The organism is Mycolicibacterium sp. XJ870 (genome assembly GCF_053483975.1).
This window is the reverse complement of the sequence record NZ_JBEFTI010000001.1, coordinates 1,507,883-1,525,682: the sequence shown is the minus strand read 5'-3', so window position 1 is coordinate 1,525,682 and position 17,800 is coordinate 1,507,883. Positions and strand designations below refer to the sequence as shown.

Annotated in this window: 16 protein-coding genes; 4 read left to right on the top strand and 12 right to left on the bottom strand. The window is 67.4% G+C overall.

Translation table 11 applies throughout. The features are described from left to right. Window positions 1-55: 55 nt before the first annotated feature. Together ABQF30_RS07580 and ABQF30_RS07575 are read left to right on the top strand one after the other, a co-directional pair. Window positions 56-1,405, top strand: a complete 1,350-nt coding sequence (locus ABQF30_RS07580) for an SLC13 family permease (RefSeq protein ID WP_448462169.1) — start codon at window positions 56-58, stop codon at window positions 1,403-1,405. 52 nt (window positions 1,406-1,457) lie between these two features. Next, window positions 1,458-2,864 carry an acyl-CoA synthetase gene (locus ABQF30_RS07575; RefSeq protein WP_448462168.1) on the top strand — a complete coding sequence of 469 codons (1,407 nt, stop codon included), beginning with the start codon at window positions 1,458-1,460 and terminating at the stop codon, window positions 2,862-2,864. A 25-nt stretch (window positions 2,865-2,889) separates the two neighbouring features. Here ABQF30_RS07575 and ABQF30_RS07570 read toward each other — a convergent pair whose 3' ends face one another. The 8 genes from ABQF30_RS07570 to rimP form a co-directional block, all read right to left on the bottom strand. After that, window positions 2,890-3,510, bottom strand: a complete 621-nt coding sequence (locus ABQF30_RS07570) for a TetR/AcrR family transcriptional regulator (RefSeq protein WP_448462167.1) — start codon at window positions 3,508-3,510, stop codon at window positions 2,890-2,892. A gap of 82 nt (window positions 3,511-3,592) precedes the next feature. Further along, window positions 3,593-4,924, bottom strand: coding sequence for an MATE family efflux transporter (locus tag ABQF30_RS07565; protein WP_448462166.1), 1,332 nt, complete (start codon window positions 4,922-4,924; stop codon window positions 3,593-3,595). Further along, complete coding sequence (locus tag ABQF30_RS07560; RefSeq protein WP_448462165.1) at window positions 4,917-5,897, bottom strand: DHH family phosphoesterase; 981 nt, start codon at window positions 5,895-5,897, stop codon at window positions 4,917-4,919. The genes ABQF30_RS07565 and ABQF30_RS07560 overlap by 8 nt, the downstream gene beginning before the upstream one ends. A gap of 10 nt (window positions 5,898-5,907) precedes the next feature. After that, on the bottom strand, window positions 5,908-6,405 hold the full coding sequence (gene rbfA / locus ABQF30_RS07555; protein ID WP_448462164.1) for a 30S ribosome-binding factor RbfA: 498 nt from the start codon (window positions 6,403-6,405) through the stop codon (window positions 5,908-5,910). A gap of 1 nt (window position 6,406) precedes the next feature. Next, on the bottom strand, window positions 6,407-9,217 hold the full coding sequence (infB, locus tag ABQF30_RS07550; protein ID WP_448462163.1) for a translation initiation factor IF-2: 2,811 nt from the start codon (window positions 9,215-9,217) through the stop codon (window positions 6,407-6,409). 102 nt (window positions 9,218-9,319) lie between these two features. After that, complete coding sequence (locus tag ABQF30_RS07545) at window positions 9,320-9,544, bottom strand: YlxR family protein (RefSeq protein WP_448462162.1); 225 nt, start codon at window positions 9,542-9,544, stop codon at window positions 9,320-9,322. Window positions 9,545-9,721: 177 nt separating this feature from the next. Further along, window positions 9,722-10,750, bottom strand: a complete 1,029-nt coding sequence (gene nusA, locus ABQF30_RS07540; protein ID WP_448462161.1) for a transcription termination factor NusA — start codon at window positions 10,748-10,750, stop codon at window positions 9,722-9,724. Next, the gene (gene rimP / locus ABQF30_RS07535; RefSeq protein WP_448462160.1) at window positions 10,747-11,295 is read right to left on the bottom strand and encodes a ribosome maturation factor RimP; all 549 of its coding nucleotides are present in this window, start codon (window positions 11,293-11,295) and stop codon (window positions 10,747-10,749) included. Before rimP ends, nusA begins: the two co-directional genes overlap by 4 nt. Before the next feature lie 200 nt (window positions 11,296-11,495). Here rimP and ABQF30_RS07530 point away from each other — a divergent pair, with 200 nt between their 5' ends. Continuing rightward, window positions 11,496-12,002 carry a hypothetical protein gene (locus ABQF30_RS07530; RefSeq protein WP_448462159.1) on the top strand — a complete coding sequence of 169 codons (507 nt, stop codon included), beginning with the start codon at window positions 11,496-11,498 and terminating at the stop codon, window positions 12,000-12,002. Next, window positions 11,999-12,466 carry a ferritin-like domain-containing protein gene (locus tag ABQF30_RS07525; protein WP_448462158.1) on the top strand — a complete coding sequence of 156 codons (468 nt, stop codon included), beginning with the start codon at window positions 11,999-12,001 and terminating at the stop codon, window positions 12,464-12,466. Before ABQF30_RS07530 ends, ABQF30_RS07525 begins: the two co-directional genes overlap by 4 nt. Window positions 12,467-12,472: 6 nt before the next feature. On the opposite strand, the gene ABQF30_RS07520 is transcribed toward ABQF30_RS07525, so the two are convergent. The 4 genes from ABQF30_RS07520 to cobA are packed head-to-tail and all read right to left on the bottom strand — an operon-like array spanning window position 12,473 to window position 17,791. Continuing rightward, a complete protein-coding gene (locus ABQF30_RS07520) occupies window positions 12,473-14,215 on the bottom strand; it encodes a proline--tRNA ligase (RefSeq protein ID WP_448462157.1) in 1,743 nt (580 codons plus the stop codon). A gap of 25 nt (window positions 14,216-14,240) precedes the next feature. Continuing rightward, window positions 14,241-14,918 (bottom strand): 4a-hydroxytetrahydrobiopterin dehydratase family protein, encoded by a 678-nt coding sequence (locus tag ABQF30_RS07515; protein ID WP_448462156.1) that lies wholly within the window; start codon window positions 14,916-14,918, stop codon window positions 14,241-14,243. A 23-nt stretch (window positions 14,919-14,941) separates the two neighbouring features. Further along, a complete protein-coding gene (locus ABQF30_RS07510; RefSeq protein ID WP_448462155.1) occupies window positions 14,942-16,546 on the bottom strand; it encodes an MFS transporter in 1,605 nt (534 codons plus the stop codon). 33 nt (window positions 16,547-16,579) lie between these two features. Beyond that, window positions 16,580-17,791, bottom strand: coding sequence for a uroporphyrinogen-III C-methyltransferase (gene cobA, locus ABQF30_RS07505; protein ID WP_448462154.1), 1,212 nt, complete (start codon window positions 17,789-17,791; stop codon window positions 16,580-16,582). Window positions 17,792-17,800 lie beyond the last annotated feature (9 nt).

Sequence of the window (17,800 nt, the reverse complement as noted above, 5' to 3'; positions counted from 1 at the left end):
CCGCGACCACTGTAAATCACTATCCAAATCCCCAGCGCTACCGAGAGGTCCCGGCATGACCACTGTTCAACTGGTGTCCATTGGGATACTGCTACTCACGCTCGCGGTCGGGACGATCCGCGGCGTACACATCGGTGCCCTGACGTTGGCGGTGGCACTGGGCGTCGGTTTGACGCTTGGCGCGGAGTCGGTCAAGGAGATCCTCGGCGGGTTCCCGGTGGACCTCATGCTGTTGCTGCTGGGTATCACCTACCTGGTCGCGATCGCCCGGGTCAACGGCACCTTGGACAGGATGGTGGACTGGGCCGTTCGCCGAACCGGATCCCGAAAGATGTTGTTGCCCTGGGTGATGTTCGCCCTGGCGCTGGTGATCGCCGCGCTAGGCAGCCCGCTGGCGGCGATGATCGTCATCCCGATAGCGATGCTGCTCGCCGAGCAGAACGGGCGCGATCCGATGGTGATGGGCCTGGGGGCGATCAACGGCTCGCTCGCCGGGTGTTTCGCACCGACCAGCCTGTACGGCATCCTGTCGGTAAACATCGGCGAGCAGGCCGGCGTGGATCTCAACCCTTTCGCGCAGTTCGCCTTCGTGCTGGCGGTGGTCGCCGCGCTCCAACTCGGCGCCCAGTTCCTGTTCCGCCGTCACCGCACGATCGAGCCCGGCAACCTGTCGCCCTCGTCCGCCGCGGTTGATGAACCGACGGACACCGAGACCGATGGCAGCGGCGAATCCGGCGGTGCCCCAGTGGCCGTCCAAACCAAGCTGGACAAGACCACTCCGCCCGTGTCGGGTTCGACGGCCGTCCAGCGCGTGACCATGGTGGCGCTCTCGCTACTGGTGGGCGTGGTGATCGTGTCACCGTTCTTCGGACACGAAGTGAACATCGGCGCCGTCGCGCTCTCCCTGGCCGTGGCCGTCGCGCTGCTGTTCCCCAAGGAAACCCGTCCGGCGCTCGCCGATATTGACTGGCCCACGATTCTGCTCGTCGGAGGCGTTGTCACCTATGTCGGCATCTTGCAGCGGATGGGTGCCGTCGACAGTCTCGGGGACGCCGCGCTCAGCATTCCCTCCGCGCTCGCAGCAGCCTTCACCGTTTGCGTCATCGCCGCAGTGATATCGGCGTTCGCGTCGACCACCGCTCTGTTCCCTGCGCTGATTCCGCTTGCCCTCCCGATGGTGGCCACCGGCAATATCTCTGCCGCCGGAGTGATCATCGCGATCGGGGTCTCCGCGACACTCGTCGACGCCTCACCGTTCTCCACCTCCGGCGCGGTGATGGTGGCGAGTAGCCCAGCCGACGAGCGCTCACGGGTGTTCAAGATGCTGCTGCGGTGGGGGCTCTCCATGGCCATCATCGGGCCGCTGGTCACCTGCGGGGTGCTACTCGTGCCCGGATACCTCTGAGCCGCCGGTGTCCCCTACCGAAGATGGCTTGCCGCAACAGAAAGCACACAACATGATGTCTCCCCTCCTGCGCTCGCTTACCGGTACGAACGACTCGTCGGCGCCCGCAGTGACAGTGGGTGGCGCTCGTCTGTCCCGCGAAGATCTGGTGGGCGCCGCGACGGCGCTGGCGGACCAGATCGCGGGCGCCTGTGTAGTGGCCATCGACGCCAAACCCGACCTGTCGACCGTCGTTGCCGTGGTCGCCTGTTTGCTTGCCGATGTCGCGGCGGTGCCGGTCCCGCCAGATTCCGGTCACCACGAACTGGACCACATCTTGTCCGATTCCGGGGCACAGCTGTGGGTCGGTGATGACACGCCCGCCGTGACGCTTCCGACTATTCGGGTGGATGTCAGCGCGCGCTCATCGACCACCTATCCCGAGCCCGATCCGTCCAGGCCGGCCCTGATCATCTACACGTCCGGCACCACGGGTGCACCGAAAGGGGCGGTGCTCTCGCGCCGGGCGCTGGCGTCCAGCCTGGATGGTCTGGCCGACGCCTGGCAATGGAGTGAAGACGACATTCTGGTCCATGGCCTTCCCCTCTTTCATGTGCACGGCCTGGTGCTCGGGGTGATCGGTGCCCTCCGGTTCGGTTCACCTCTCATTCACACGGTCCGCCCCAAACCACAGGCATACGCCGCAGCGGGCGGCTCACTGTATTTCGGCGTTCCGACCGTGTGGTCACGCGTATGCGCCGATCCGGCTGCAGCACGCGAACTCCGTAACGCTCGGTTGCTGGTGTCCGGTAGCGCGCCGCTGCCCGTTCCGACATTCACCGACCTCGCTGCGCTCACCGGATCCGCCCCCCTCGAGCGCTATGGCATGACGGAAACCGTCATCACAGTGAGCACCCGCCATGACGGTGACCGCCGGCCAGGCTGGGTCGGCGAACCCATTCCCGGCGTACAGACAAGACTGCGCGCCGAGTCGGGTGAGCTGGTGTCACGGGATGGTATGACGCTGGGCGAGTTGGAGATCGCGGGTACCACCCTCTTCGACGAGTACCTGAACGCCCCGCTCAAGACTGAATCAGTGATGACCGAGGACGGCTGGTTCCGCACCGGCGACATCGCGGTCGTCGATCCCGCTGGCTACCACCGCATCGTGGGTCGGGCATCCGTCGACATGATCAAGTCCGGGGGCTATCGAATCGGAGCCGGCGAGGTCGAGCACGCCCTCTTGTCGTTCCCCGGAGTCCGGGAGGCAGCGGTGGTGGGCGTTCCCGACGACGACCTCGGCCAGCGTATCGTCGCCTACTTGGTCGGCGACATCAAACCCGACGCGGCGGTCAGCGACCATGTCGCACAGGTACTCTCCGTTCACAAGCGCCCGCGTGAAATCCGTGTCGTGGACGCCCTGCCGCGCAATGCGATGGGCAAAGTACAAAAGAAGCTGCTTTTCGAAGACGCACTGTAGCGCCGCGGCGCGGCGGCGGCTTCGGTTACGCCGTAGCGGTTCGGTTCATCTGCCAGGTGGCTGCAAGCCATCTGGGCACCAGACCGGGGTCGACGCTCACCAGCGCCAGCACCTGCGGATCCAGCATCGCATGTAGCGCAACGCCATCCGAGAGTCCGACCAGGTTCACAGCGAGTTGATCGGGATCGATCTCCGGCAGAGAGCCCTCCGTCTGCGCCGCCACCACCATGCCGCGAACTGTGCGGCGCCAATTGGCCAAGTAACCGGCAACCTCGCGTCGAGTCGCGTCATCCCCAACCGCCTCGGCATAGAAATAGAGAAAGATGCGATTCAGTGCCAAGCGTTCGGCATCCAGCGGTAAGACACTCTCCAAAACTCGCTGCAGGCGTTGCAGTTCGGTATCAGCCGGCTCAGAATCCAGACGCTTGAGCACCTTTCCCTGCAAATGAGCTGCCCTGCGCAATGCGGCGATCAATAGATCATGCTGGTTGCTGAAGTAGTGCGCCAACAGGCCCGTCGAGCAACCTGCCTCCTGCGCGACGTCCTTATTGGTGACCGCCGCCGTATCACCCCGTGCCGCGATCACCCGCAGCACCGCGTCTGCCAAGTCGGCGCGACGCTGTTCGTGGTCGACGATCTTCGGCATTGTTCCCCCGCTGTTGGTTTTATGTCGCCCGGCCAGTATACAAAGCGGGACTACTCGCCTGACTTCGTCAGGGCCGGATTCCTCACGCCGACCCCGGAACGAGCCAGCGGCCGGAGAACGCGCGCCAGCCGACGAAGATCAGCCGCAGCACCATGAATGTGCTCAACCCCGACCAGATGCCGGCCAAGCCCCAGCCGTAGATCAGCGACAGCCAGATCAACGGCAGGAAGCCGACCAACGCACTGACCAATGTGGCGTTGCGCATGAATTTCGCGTCGCCGGCTCCCAGCAGTACCCCGTCGAGCGCGAAAACGATTCCGGCCACCGGCAATTGGGCGACCAGGAACCACCACGGCACACCGATGGCGGCCAGCACTGATTCGTCGTTGGTGAACACCGGTGGCAGCACGGAGGAGCCGACGGCAAACAGTACCGCGAGCACCACTCCGGCCAGCGTGGAGAACAGCGTGACCCGCCAGGCCACCGACTTTGCGTGGGCCAGTTGCCCGGCTCCCAGTGCCGCGCCCACCAGCGATTGTGCCGCGATCGCCAGTGAATCCAGCACCAGCGCAAGGAAACTCCACAACTGCAGGACGACCTGGTGCGCGGCCACTGCGGCGGCGCCGAAGCGGGCCGCCACCGCGCCCGCAGAGACGAAGCATGCTTGAAAGGCCATGGTGCGCAGCAACAGGTCACGTCCCATGACCAGTTGGGCACGCAGCACCGCGGGTTGGATGCGCAGCGGCACCTTCTCCGCGAGCAATGCCCACAAGAACAACACCGCAGCCAGCCACTGCCCGACCACATTGGCCACCGCAGAACCGGACAGGCCCATCCGCGGCAGGCCCCAGCCGTAGACCAGCAGCGGGCACAACACCGCCGAAACCGCGAACCCGAACACCACATAGCGCAGCGGGCGGACCGTGTCCTGCACGCCACGCATCCAGCCGTTGCCGGCCAGCGACACCAAGATGGCCGGGGCGGCCAGGATGGCGATCCGCAACCACGGCAAAGCCGCGTCCGCGATGTCCCCGCCGGCGGCCAGCGCGGACACCAGCGGCGCCGCGACAGCCTGCACCACCGCCACGATCGCGACCCCGAGACCGAGCGCGAGCCAGGTGGCCTGCACGCCTTCGCCGACCGCTGCGGGCCGGTCCCCCGCACCGAACATGCGGGCCGAGCGCGCCGTGGTGCCGTAGGACAGGAAAGTCAGTTGAGAGCTGACGACGGTCAGAATCAGGCCGCCGATCGCCAGGCCGGCCAGGCTGACTGCACCTAAGCGGCCGACGATGGCGATATCGAATAACAGGTAGATGGGTTCAGCGGCCAGGACTCCCAGGGCCGGCAGCGCCAATGCCGCGATGCGTCGGCTCGTCGCCGCAGCGACGTGTTGGTCGCTGTCGGGTTCAGCCAAGAGCTCGCGCGAGTGCCCGCACTACATCATCGGTCGAACCGGTAGCGGAGTATCCGGCCGCGTGCGGGTGGCCGCCGCCACCGAAGGAGCTGGCTACCTTGGCGAGGTTCACCGACTTGGCCCGCATGGATACCGACCAGTGCATCGGCTCGATCTCCTTGAACACCGCGGCGACCTCGGCCTGCTGGGTGGTCCGCACGATGTCGACGATGCTCTCCACTTCCTCCGGCCGGGCGTCGGCCCACTCGGAGTGACTGACGACGGCGTACACAAACCCGCGCCCCCCTGCCACCTCCGGCAGCAGCCGTGCCGACGCCAGCACCCGCGACAGCATGGGCAACCAGGCGAACGGATGGGTATCGAGTAGGGTCCGGCTGATCGAGGCGTTGTCCACACCGAGTTCGACCAGCCGGGCCGCCAACCGGTGAGCGCGGGCGGTGGCCCAGCGGAACGAACCCGTGTCGGTGGTCAACCCGGCATACAGGCAGTGGGCCACCTGCGGGTCGATGGGCTTCCCCCACGCATCGAGCAGCTCGGCGACCAGCAAGGTGGTCGAATCCGCCGATGGATCGACATAGTTGGCGGTGCCGAACAGCTCGTTGGAGGCGTGATGGTCGATGACGAGCACCGCATGCCCATCCTCGGCGAGCCCACGTAGCGCGCCAAGCCGGTTGACACTCGGAATATCCACTGTCACAACCAGATCCGCGTCACCGCGCATCGCCTCGGGTTGCACCAACAGATGTCCGCCAGGCAGCGTCTGCAGGGATTCGGGCAGGTTCGCGGGAGCCGCGAACGCCACCTCGACCTGCTTGCCCGCGGAGTCCAGCACCTGGGCCAGGCCCAGCCCCGCACCGATGGTGTCGGCGTCGGGATAGACATGGCAGACCACACTGACACTCGACGCTTCCGACAACAGGTCGGCGGCCCGGCGCGCATCGACGCGCACACCAGGAGCAGCGATGTCAGCCATACATTCGGTCCTAGGATCGGTTGTCGTCACCGGTGTCCTCAGTGTCTGCCCCGTCGGCTAGCTCGTCCGTGTCCTCCGCCCCGCTCACACGGTACGGGTCGGCATCGCCAGCGTGCTTGGCACCCTCCCGGACTCTCGCCAAATCCTCATCTGCGGCCCGCGCAGCGGCCAGCAGCTCCTCCATGCGGTTCGCCGCGTCAGGAACGGTGTCGCGGATGAACGCCAGGGTCGGGGTGAATCGCACCCCGGTCCCGGCGCCCACCTTGGTGCGCAACACACCCTTGGCCTTTTCCAGCGCAGCGGCCACTCCGGCGTAATCCGGATCCTCGTCCAGCGTCGTACCGATCACCGTGTAGTACAACGTCGCGTCGTGCAGGTCTCCCGACACTTTCGCGTCGGTGATCGTGACACCGGCCAGGCGCGGATCCTTGATCTCGTACTCGATGGCCGAGGCCACGATGGTCGAGATCCGCTTGGCGAGCCGGCGTGCGCGTGCCGGATCAGCCATCTTAGGTCCGAGCCTTTTCCACGAGCTCGTACGTCTCGATGACGTCGCCTTCCTTGATGTCGGAGTAGGTCAGCGTCAGACCGCACTCGTAGCCCTCGCGCACCTCGGTGGCGTCGTCCTTCTCACGCTTGAGCGAGGACACCGTGAGGTTCTGCGCGACCACCACATTGTCGCGGAGAAGCCGGGCCTTGGCGTTGCGCCGCATGATGCCCGACTGGACGAGGCAGCCGGCGATGTTGCCAACCTTCGACGACCGGAAGATGGCCCGGATCTCGGCGCGGCCGAGTTCCTTCTCCTCGTAAACCGGCTTGAGCATGCCCTTGAGCGCGCTCTCGATCTCGTCGATCGCCTGGTAGATCACCGAGTAGTAGCGGATCTCCACACCCTCGCGGTTGGCCAGCTCGGTGGCCTTGCCTTCAGCGCGCACGTTGAAGCCGATGATGATCGCGTCCGAGGCCGACGCCAGGTTGACGTTGGTCTCGGTGACACCACCGACGCCGCGGTCGATGACCCGGAGCTCGACTTCGTCGTCGATCTGGATACCCATCAGGGCCTCCTCGAGCGCCTCGACGGTGCCCGAGTTGTCGCCCTTGAGGATCAGGTTCAGCTGGCTGGTCTCCTTCAGCGCCGAATCCAGATCTTCCAGGCTGATCCGCTTGCGGCTGCGTGCGGCGAGCGCGTTGCGCTTGCGCGCGCTGCGCCGGTCGGCAATCTGGCGGGCGATGCGGTCCTCGTCGACAACCAGCAGGTTGTCGCCGGCACCTGGCACCGACGTGAAGCCGATGACCTGCACCGGCCGCGACGGCAGGGCCTCTTCGACGTCCTCGCCGTGCTCGTCGACCATGCGGCGAACGCGTCCGTAGGCGTCGCCGGCCACGATCGAGTCGCCGACCCGAAGGGTGCCGCGCTGGATGAGCACGGTCGCCACGGGGCCGCGGCCACGGTCCAGGTGCGCCTCGATCGCCACACCCTGAGCCTCCATGTCCGGGTTGGCCCGCAGGTCCAACGCGGCATCGGCGGTCAGGAGCACCGCTTCGAGCAACTGGTCGATGTTGGTGCCCTGCTTGGCTGAGATGTCGACGAACATGGTGTCACCACCGAAGTCCTCCGCCACCAGGCCGTACTCGGTCAGCTGCCCGCGGATCTTGGCCGGGTCGGCGCCTTCCTTGTCGATCTTGTTGACCGCAACCACGATCGGCACATCGGCCGCCTGCGCATGGTTGATGGCCTCCACCGTCTGCGGCATCACGCCGTCATCGGCCGCGACCACCAGGATCGCGATGTCGGTGGCCTTCGCACCGCGGGCACGCATGGCGGTGAAGGCCTCGTGACCGGGGGTGTCGATGAAGGTCACCAGACGCTCGTTGCCGTCCAGTTCGGTGAGGACCTGGTAGGCACCGATGTGCTGGGTGATGCCACCGGCCTCGCCCTCGCGCACGTTGGCCTGGCGGATCGTGTCGAGCAGTCGCGTCTTGCCGTGGTCGACGTGACCCATGACCGTGACGACCGGCGGACGGGACTCGAGGTCCTCCTCGCCGCCCTCGTCCTCGCCGTAGGTGAGGTCGAACGACTGGAGCAGCTCGCGGTCCTCGTCTTCCGGGGACACGACCTGCACGACGTAGTTCATCTCGCTGCCGAGCAGCTCGAGGGTCTCGTCACCCACAGACTGGGTGGCCGTGACCATTTCACCGAGGTTGAACAGCGCCTGGACCAGCGAGGCCGGGTTGGCGTCGATCTTCTCGGCGAAGTCGCTCAGCGACGCGCCGCGGGCCAGCCGGATGGTCTCACCGTTGCCGTGCGGCAACCGCACGCCACCGACGACCGGCGCCTGCATGTTCTCGTACTCAGCGCGTTTGGCCCGCTTCGACTTGCGGCCACGCCGCGGCGCGCCGCCGGGACGGCCGAACGCACCTGCTGCGCCACCGCGCTGACCGGGGCGACCACCGCCGCCACCGCCGCCGGGACGACCACGGAAGCCGCCACCTGCGGCAGGTGCACCTGCACCTGCACCAGCGCCGGCACCGCCGCCGCGGTAGTTACCGCCGCCGCCACCACCGGGACGACCGCCCTGACCTGCGCCGGGGCGAGGCCCGCCACCTGGACGCGGACCGGGACGGGGTCCGCCACGACTGGGCGCACCGCCCGCGGGACGCGGGGGCATGTTGCCGGGTGACGGACGAGGTCCGCCGCCGGGACGTGGAGCAGCGCCGCCCGGGCGCGGCTGTGGCCGCGGAATGGGACGTTCCACCGGTTGCTGTGTGGAGAACGGATTGTTGCCGACCCGCGGGGCGCGGGGCGCCGGCTTGGGCGCCGGGCCCGGCCTTGGGCCGGGGGTTGCGCCGGGCGTCGCACCCGGAGTCGGGCGAGGAGCGGCAGGCGCAGCCGGAGCTGATGCTGCGGGCGCGGGAGCGCTCGGCGGGGCGGGCGCCTGGGGGGCAGCCGGCCTCGGCGCCGATGGCTTCACCGGTGCAGATGCCGCCGGAGCGACCTCTGCCGGCGCAGCCTCTGCGGGTGCGGCCTCTGCCGGGGCAGCCTTGGCCGGGGCCGGCTTGGCGGCCGTTGCCGGTGTGGGGCCTGCGGGCTTGGGAGCCGCCGGAGCGGCAGCACCGTTACCGGCACTGGGCTGGGTACGGGGTTTTTCGTCGGCTTTCTTGCCGCCGACCGTTTCGCGCAGCCGCCGCGCGACCGGTGCCTCCACCGTGGAGGACGCCGACTTGACGAACTCGCCCTGCTCTTTGAGCGTTGCTAAGAGTTCCTTGCTTGTGACACCGAGTTCCTTTGCCAACTCGTGTACACGGGCCTTACCTGCCACTACATCTCCTCATCTGGAGGCAACAGCGGTGGTAGGCGCCGCGCCTCGGGTTTAGCTATGACGCATGGTCATCGGGACTTCACGGTGTGCTCATGTTCTTCGCTACCTGTTCTCTTTGCCGTGGTCGTCGAGCGGTTCGAAGTTCTCGACGTACTCGACCACCGCGGATGTATCCGGTGAACCGGTGAGTCGCAACGCTCGGATGAAGGCTCGCCGCCGGACTGCCACTTGTGCGCACTGCTGGTCGGGATGCAACCAAGCACCTCGCCCGGGCAGGCTTGCCGTTGTGTCAACGGTGACGGCGCATTGGCCGTTCCCGTCGGTCACCGCGACTACACGAAGCAATTCGGCGGCCAACTCTCGCCTCCGGCAGCCGACGCATGTCCGCACCGGGCCGACAGATTTGTCGGGGCTGCGTCGACGCGTCGAAGCCGAAGTCTCGCGCTGGATCACGGCTGAGTCTACCGCCCCATGCTGTGTGGTTTGAAACGCCGGTCACTGAGCTCACTCACGCACCGCCCCATGCCGGGCATCCGGGTCCGGCGCAGCGGCGGCATCACTGCGGATGTCGATCCGCCAGCCGGTCAACCGGGCTGCCAACCTGGCGTTTTGCCCTTCCTTGCCGATCGCCAGCGACAGTTGGAAGTCCGGCACGACAACCCGGGCCGCTCGGCCGGCCTCGTCGATCACCGAAACCGACACCACCTTGGCCGGCGACAGGGCGTTGGCGACGAACCGAGACGGGTCCTCGTCGTAGTCGATGATGTCGATCTTCTCGCCGGACAACTCGCTCATCACGTTGCGCACCCGCTGCCCCATCGGACCGATGCACGCGCCCTTGGCGTTGAGACCCGACACCCGCGAGGTGACGGCGATCTTGGACCGGTGACCGGCTTCCCTGGCCACGGCGACGATCTCCACGGAACCGTCGGCGATCTCGGGCACCTCCAGCGAGAACAGCTTGCGCACGAGATTGGGATGCGTGCGCGACAGGGTGATCAGCGGCTCGCGGGCGCCCCGGGTCACGCCGACGACGTAGCAGCGCAGCCGGTCGCCGTGTTCGTAGCGTTCGCCGGGCACCTGTTCGGCAGCGGGGATGACGCCTTCGGACCCCTTGGTCTCACTGCCCATCCGCACCACCACCAGGCCGCGGGCGTTGGCACGGGCATCGCGTTGGATCACTCCGGCCACGATGTCGCCCTCGCGGGCGGAGAACTCGCCGTAATTCTTCTCGTTCTCCGCATCGCGCAGCCGCTGCAGGATCACCTGACGCGCGGTGGTGGCCGCGATCCGGCCGAAACCTTCTGGCGTGTCGTCCCATTCGTGGATGACGTTGCCGTCTGCGTCGGTCTGGCGGGCGATCACCTTGACCGCGCCGGTTTTCCGGTCGATGTCGATGTGCGCGTCCGGCTCGTGCCCCTCGGTGTGGCGGTAGGCCGTCAGCAGTGCCGATTTGATCGTGTCGACGACCACATCGACCGTGATGCCTTTGTCCGCTTCGATGGCATGCAATGCCGCCATGTCGATGTTCATGCCCGGGCCCCCTTGTCAGTGTGTCCAGCAAGCTCTATCTCACGTCGGTTTGGAGGCGAGAACTCCACTTGGACAACAGCTTTGGTGATGTCAGCCAGTGGGATCTCCCGAACCGCGAAGTCCCGGGGGCCCGACGGCACCACCACGTGCACGCTTTGACCGTCCGTTTCGCCGATCCGGGCGGTGAGCTGTGAACCGTCGGTCAGCGTCAGCTCGGCCTTGCGGCCACGAGCCCGCCGGAAGTGCTTCTCAGTGGTCAGCGGCCTGTCGACCCCGCGGGAGGTGACTTCGAGAACATACGGCGTGCTACCCGGATCCAGCTGGTCGAGTAGCTCGGACGCGGTGCGCGACAGCGTCGCGATGGCGTCGAGGTCGACACCCTCGTCGCCGTCGGCCACCACGGTGATCCGGGCTGGGCGGACGGCAGCCTCGACGACGACTTCGTCGACTTCGTAACCGGCGCGCGCGAACTCACCGTCAAGTAGCTCGGTCACCTGCTTCTGCGACGGTAAACCCGCAGACCGCAACTTAGGATCCGGTGCCACGGCGAGCTCCTCATCTTGAGTTGTCCGGACACGATTCGGCGGGTGGTTCCCCCTGAACCCGTTGAATCGACTCTCCACGATACGCCAGGCCCGCCGTAGCAAGCGCCAATCAGAGTTCGAGCGGACAAATGTTGTGGGCTCGACCGCTGCTGAGGTCGGCGTCGCGCGGCACCGGCAGAAAGCAATGGCAGGATGTTCACGTGCCGAGCGCGTGTGTGACTATCAGCCGGCGGCGCGCGTTGTTGTCTGGCGCGGCCCTGGCCCTCCTGGGCGCCGCCGCAGCCGCCTGCGGGACGACGCCGCCGCCGCCTGAACTCCCCGACCTGACCGCACAACTCGACCGGGCGCGCGCCGACAGCAAGCTCGCTGCCGATGCCGCCGCCGGCCGGCCGCCGCAGTCGCCTGCTGCGCGGGCGCTGACCGGGGTGGCTGCCGAACGCTCTGCGCATGCCCAGGCGCTCTCTGAGGAGCTGACCCGGATAACCGGAAGCACTCCCGTGTCCTCCCCGGCCCCGGCTACCACCCCGCCCCCTGGAGCTACGGCCACCGCACCCACCGTCGACGAGGTGGTCAGCGCGCTGGAGCAGTCCGCGCAGGACGCCTCGGACCTGGCCGCCCGGGTCTCGGGATACCGCGCGGGGCTGCTCGGATCCATCGCGGCTTCCTGCACTGCCGCTTACACGGTGGCCCTTGGAGGTGCGCTATGACCTCACCCGAACAGTCGCCGTCCCGACCGTCGAACCCGGCCGACGCCGCGCTCTACGACGCGGTGGCCACCGAGCACGGCATCATCTACGCCTACGGACTCGTGTCGGCACACGCGACGCCCGAGGACAACGCCCTGGTGGCTGCCGCGATGGCTGAGCACCGAGCGCGCCGCGAGGCCGGCATCGCGATGCTCAACGGGCGCTCGGTGACCCCGCCACTGCCCGCCGCCGGCTACCAATTGCCGTCGACCGTGGCCAATCCGAACGACGCCGCCAACCTGGCGGTGCGCATGGAGCAGGACGCCGCAGTCGCCTGGCGCGCGGTGCTCGAACAGGCCACCACCGGCGAGGATCGCGCCTTCGCCGTGACCGCGCTGACGCAGGCCGCGGTCACGGCAGCCAAGTGGAGCCAGGCCCTCGACGTCTGGCCGGTGACCGTCGCGTTCCCCGGCGGCGCCGAATAACCCGCGCTAAGAAAGTGCGGCCGAGATCTCGGCGGCGGCAGCGTCCACCGCAATCTCACGGGTTTCGCCGGAGAACCGGTTGCGCAGCTCCACGGTCCCGTCGGCCCAGCCACGGCCCACGACCACTATCCACGGCATCCCGAGAAGCTCGGCGTCCTTGAACTTCACGCCGGGTGACGCCTTGCGATCGTCGAACAGCACCTCGTGGCCGAGACGGTCCAGGTCTGCGACAAGTTCGGCGGCGCCTGCGCGGGCCGCATCGTCTTTGTTGGCCACGACTACGTGCACGTCAAAGGGCGCGACAGACGATGGCCACCGCAGCCCGATCTCGTCATGTTGCTGTTCGGCGATCACCGCGACGAGCCGGGACACGCCGACACCGTACGAGCCCATGGTCAGCCGCACCGGTTTGCCGTCCTCACCGAGCACATCGGCGCTGAACGCATCGGCGTACTTGCGGCCCAGTTGGAAGATGTGACCGATCTCGATCCCGCGGGCCGAGGTCAACACACCGGCGCCGTCCGGCGAGAGGTCGCCGTCGCGCACCTCGGCCGCCTCGATGGTGCCGTCGGGAGTGAAGTCGCGTCCGGCGACCAGCCCGACGACATGCTTGTTGGGCGCATCGGCACCGGTGATCCAGGACGTCCCGGACACCACCCGCGGATCGACAAGATAGCGAACACCATTGTCCTGCAAGGCTTTCGGACCCACATAACCCTTGACCAGGAACGGATTCTTGGCGAAATCGGCGTCGTCGAGCAGCGCGAACTCAGCCGGCTCGAGTGCCGCGGCGAGACGCTTCTCGTCGACGTCGCGGTCCCCCGGCACGCCCACCCCGAGCAGCTCCCACTCACCGCCCGGCTGGCGGGTCTTGAGCAGGACGTTCTTGAGGGTGTCGGCGGCGGTGATCTCCCGTCCCAGGTCGACCGAGTTGGCCCACCCGACGAGCGTCGCGATGGTCGGGGTATCAGGAGTGTCGTACACCTTCGCCTCGGGCTGGCCCTCGATGGGCAGCTGTTCGGGCGCCCGGGTGATCACCGCTTCGACGTTGGCTGCATAACCCGACTCCAGGCAGCGCACGAAGGTGTCCTCACCGACCTCGCTTTCGGCCAGGAACTCCTCCGACGCGCTGCCGCCCATCGCCCCGGACACCGCCGAGACGATGACGTAACGCAGACCCAGCCTGGCGAAGATGCGTTGATATGCCTCACGGTGCGCGTGATAGGCCGTCTTGAGCCCGTCTTCGTCGACGTCGAACGAGTAGGAATCCTTCATGACGAACTCGCGGCCGCGCAGGATGCCCGCGCGAGGCCGCGCCTCGTCGCGGTACTTGGTCTGGATTTGATATAGCCGCAGCGGGAAGTCCTTGTAGGACGAGTACTCGCCCTTGACGGTGAGCGTGAAGATCTCCTCGTGCGTCGGCCCGAGCAGGTAGTCATTGCGGCGACGGTCCTGCAGGCGGAACAAGGTGTCGCCGTACTCGGTCCAGCGGTTGGTGGTCTCGTAAGGCCCGCGCGGCAGCAGGGCGGGAAGCAGAATCTCCTGGCCGCCAATCGCATTCATCTCGCTGCGGACGATGTTCTCGATCTTGCGCAGCACCCGCAGGCCCAGCGGCAGCCAACTGTAGATGCCCGGGCCCACCGCGCGGACGTAACCGGCCCGGAGCAGCAGCTTGTGGCTGGGCACCTCGGCATCAGCGGGGTCGTCGCGCAGGGTTCGCAGGAACAGCTCGGACATACGGGTGATCACAGGCGACAACCTTAAAGCGTGGTCCTCAGCCCCGTCCCTGCCAGGTGCAGATACAGGCCTCGTTGCCCTCTGCATCGGCCAGTACCCAGAAGGCCGGCGCCGCCCGGTCGCTGAGCAGTGTGCCGCCGGCGGCCAGCGCTGCGTCGATGCGCGAGAGTGCCGCGTCGTGCGGCACGTCGATGTCGAGATGGATCCGGTTGCGTTGTGTGCGTGCCGTGTCCATCTGCTGGAACCAGATCGCCGGGCCGCGTCCGAACGGGTCGACGAGCCCGTGGTCGAGATCGGATGACGCCTGCTCGTCCTCGTATCCGGTGATCGCTTTCCAGAACGGACGCACAGCCGCGATGTCGAGCGCGTCGATCGCGATCTCGACGGCCTGGATAGCCTCGCGGCCGACCGCCATCTCGAAACCTCGGCCGGCCAGAGTGTGCGACACCTCGCGAGCCAACTGCACGTCACGCTCGGTCACCGCGCCGGCCTCCGCCGACCTCAGCCGCAGCACCGCCCGGTCGGCGCGGATATCGACGGTCAGATGCCGGGCCGCGTCCGCACCCGCCGCGGCGACCGCATGGGATGCGGCGGTGACAGCGTCGGCGATCGAGGGCACCAGCACTTCGGCGTAGACGGCGCCCAGCACCAGGCGCCAGCCCAGCGGTCCGACGGCGTCGGAGATCTGTTGACGGGTAAGTCCGGTCTGGCCCACAGCCTCAGGTTAATCCCGAGGGATCACTCGACTTCGAGATCTCCGGCGTCGATCGCGTCCTTGACGTCCTGGGCGTGCGCGACCTGTTGGGAGGTGTATCCGATGAACAGCGCCGCCCCACCGACCAGGACCGCCACCGCGGCCACCCACAGCAGACCGTAGGTGTAGCCGGCGTCCAGTGCGGCCAGTTGGGCATCGTTCATGTCCTTGACCGGGCCGTTGGTGCCGCCCAGGAACAGCGTGCGCGAGGTGATGACGGCCTGGATCACGGCCAGTACCAGTGGGCCGCCCAGGTTCTGCAGCATCAGCGCGATCGCCGAGGCCGGGCCGATCCGGTCCATGCCGACGCCGGCGATAGCCGACAGGGTCAAGGGCACCACGATCATGCCGATGCCGATGCCGCCCACGGTGATCGGCAACACCAGGTTCGGGAAGTACGGGATGCCCTCGTGCAGGGTCGAGCCGTAGATCATGGAGCCCAGCACGAGAATTCCGCCGGAAATGACCACCAAGCGAGGCTGGAAGAATCGCACGACTTGTGACGACACACCGAGACCGATCCCCATCCCGATCACGAACGGGATGAAGCCGATGCCGGCGCGCAGCGCGCTGTAGCCCAGGATGTCCTGCACGTACAGGCCGATCAGCACGGTCAACGTGAACAGCACGCCGCCGGCCATGAAGATCGCCACGAAGGTGGCCACCCGGTTGCGCTCGTGGAACAGGTCGAACGGCACCACCGGGTTCTCCGCGTAGCGTTCGGCGATGAGGAACGCGATGCCGAAGACCACCGCGGCGGCGCCGGCGGCGAGCGTGACCGGGGACTGCCAGCCGGCCTCGGGCCCCTGGGTGAAGGCGAAGACGGCAGCCGTACAGGTCAACGTCGCCAGTACCGCCCCGGCGGCGTCGAGCTTCATCCGCTCACGGTGGGTTTCGGTCAGTGAGGTGCGGGCCAGATAGAGCATCACCAGGCCGATCGGCACGTTGACCAGGAAGGCCCACCGCCAGGACACCTCAGTCAGCGCGCCGCCGACGACCAGGCCCATCACCGAGCCGATGGCGGTCATGGCACCGAATACCGCGGTGGCGGCGTTACGCGCCGGCCCCTTGGAGAAGGTGGTGGCCACCAGGGCCAGACCAGTCGGAGACGCGATGGCCGCGCCCACGCCCTGCAGCAGCCGGGCGGTGACAAGGGTGGTTTCGTTCCAGGCGATGCCGCACAGGACCGAGGCGATGATGAACAGCGAGACACCGACGATGAAGGTGCGCTTGCGGCCGATGGTGTCGCCGAGCCGTCCGCCCAGCAGCATCAGCCCGCCGAAGGTCAGCACATAGGCGGTGATGACCCAGCTGCGGCCGGCGTCGGAGAGGCCCAGCTCGTCCTGGATCTGAGGCAGTGCCACGATCGCGACGGTGCTGTCCATGGTGGCGAGCAGCTGCATACCGCCGATGGCGATGACAGCGGAGAGGAACGCCCACGACGGGAACCAGGACGGGAGCCTGGCGGCCAGTCCCTCGCGCCGCCCGGAGTTTTCGCCGTCCGCGGGCAGGTAAACCGGAAGCGCCCGGTCTGCCCCGCCATCACGCTCGATAGCTGCTGCGCGCTCTGCGTCATTGAGAGCCGTCATACCGGGTTACCTTACAGTACTCTTAAGAATCCTTTAACCGCCGAAGGCGGCCACCGGACCGATCACGATGATCGCCGGAGGTCGAATGCCTTCTTCGCGAATCCTTTCGGGCGCGTCGCCCAGGGTGGCACGCAGCGTGCGCTGCGCCATGGTCGTTCCATGCTGCACCACGAGCACGGGCGTATCCGCAGGTCGTCCTCCGTCGAGCAGGATCTTGGTGAACAACTCGATGCGCTCGACGGCCATCAGCAGCACGATGGTGCCGCTCATCGCGGCCAGCGCATTCCAATTCACTAACGATTCCGGATGTCCCGGGGCCACATGGCCGCTGACCACCACGAACTCATGCGTCATGCCCCGGTGGGTGACCGGAACCCCGGCCAACGCCGGAACCGCTATGGCGCTCGTCACACCGGGAACCACGGTCACCGGGATCCCTGCGTCGGCACACGCCAGCACCTCTTCATAACCGCGGGCGAACACGAACGGGTCGCCGCCTTTGAGGCGCACCACGAACTTGCCTTGCCTGGCCCGGTCGACCAACACGTGGTTGATGGCATCCTGCGCCATCGCCCGGCCGTACGGGATCTTGGCGGCGTCGATCACCTCGACGTGCGGCCCGAGTTCGGCAAGCAGGTCCTGCGGCGCCAACCGATCGGCGACCACGACGTCGGCCCGAGCCAGCAACCGCCGCCCGCGCACGGTGATCAGCTCAGGGTCCCCCGGCCCGCCACCTACCAGGGCCACGCCGCCTGCCGCCTCGCCCGGAACCTCGGCCGTGATGACACCCTGCTGCAACGCCTCGTGGATCGCCGACCGGATGGCTGCCGACCGGCGGTGTTCGCCGCCTGCGAGCACGCCAACCGACAGCCCGTCGTAGTCGAAGGTCGCCGGAGTCACCGCCGAGCCTTCGCGGGCGATGTCGGCACGCACGCAGAAAATGCGGAGCTGCTCGGCCTCGGCGGCGATCTCGGCGTTCACGTCGGAATCGTCGGTGGCCGCGATCACATACCAGGCGCCCTCGAGATCGCCGGGCCGGAAATCCCGCAGTTGCAGGCTGATCCCCGGCTCGTCTTTTGACAGCGCCTCGACGGCCGGGCTCGCGGCACGCGCGATGACATGTACGTCGGCACCGTTGGCGATCAGCAGCGGTAGTCGACGCTGCGCGACGGTTCCGCCGCCGACGACGACGACCTTCCGGCCCGAAAGGCGCAGGCCGACGAGGTAGGCATTATCTGAATTCACATTGCTCCT

Bases quoted from the DNA above. Each gene is read 5' to 3' on its own strand.
- ABQF30_RS07580 (WP_448462169.1), top strand. From the start codon at position 56: ATGACCACTGTTCAACTGGTGTCCATTGGGATACTGCTACTCACGCTC.
- ABQF30_RS07575 (WP_448462168.1), top strand. From the start codon at position 1,458: ATGATGTCTCCCCTCCTGCGCTCGCTTACCGGTACGAACGACTCGTCG.
- ABQF30_RS07570 (WP_448462167.1), bottom strand. From the start codon at position 3,510: ATGCCGAAGATCGTCGACCACGAACAGCGTCGCGCCGACTTGGCAGAC.
- ABQF30_RS07560 (WP_448462165.1), bottom strand. From the start codon at position 5,897: ATGGCTGACATCGCTGCTCCTGGTGTGCGCGTCGATGCGCGCCGGGCC.
- rbfA (WP_448462164.1), bottom strand. From the start codon at position 6,405: ATGGCTGATCCGGCACGCGCACGCCGGCTCGCCAAGCGGATCTCGACC.
- nusA (WP_448462161.1), bottom strand. From the start codon at position 10,750: ATGAACATCGACATGGCGGCATTGCATGCCATCGAAGCGGACAAAGGC.
- ABQF30_RS07525 (WP_448462158.1), top strand. From the start codon at position 11,999: ATGACCTCACCCGAACAGTCGCCGTCCCGACCGTCGAACCCGGCCGAC.
- ABQF30_RS07510 (WP_448462155.1), bottom strand. From the start codon at position 16,546: ATGACGGCTCTCAATGACGCAGAGCGCGCAGCAGCTATCGAGCGTGAT.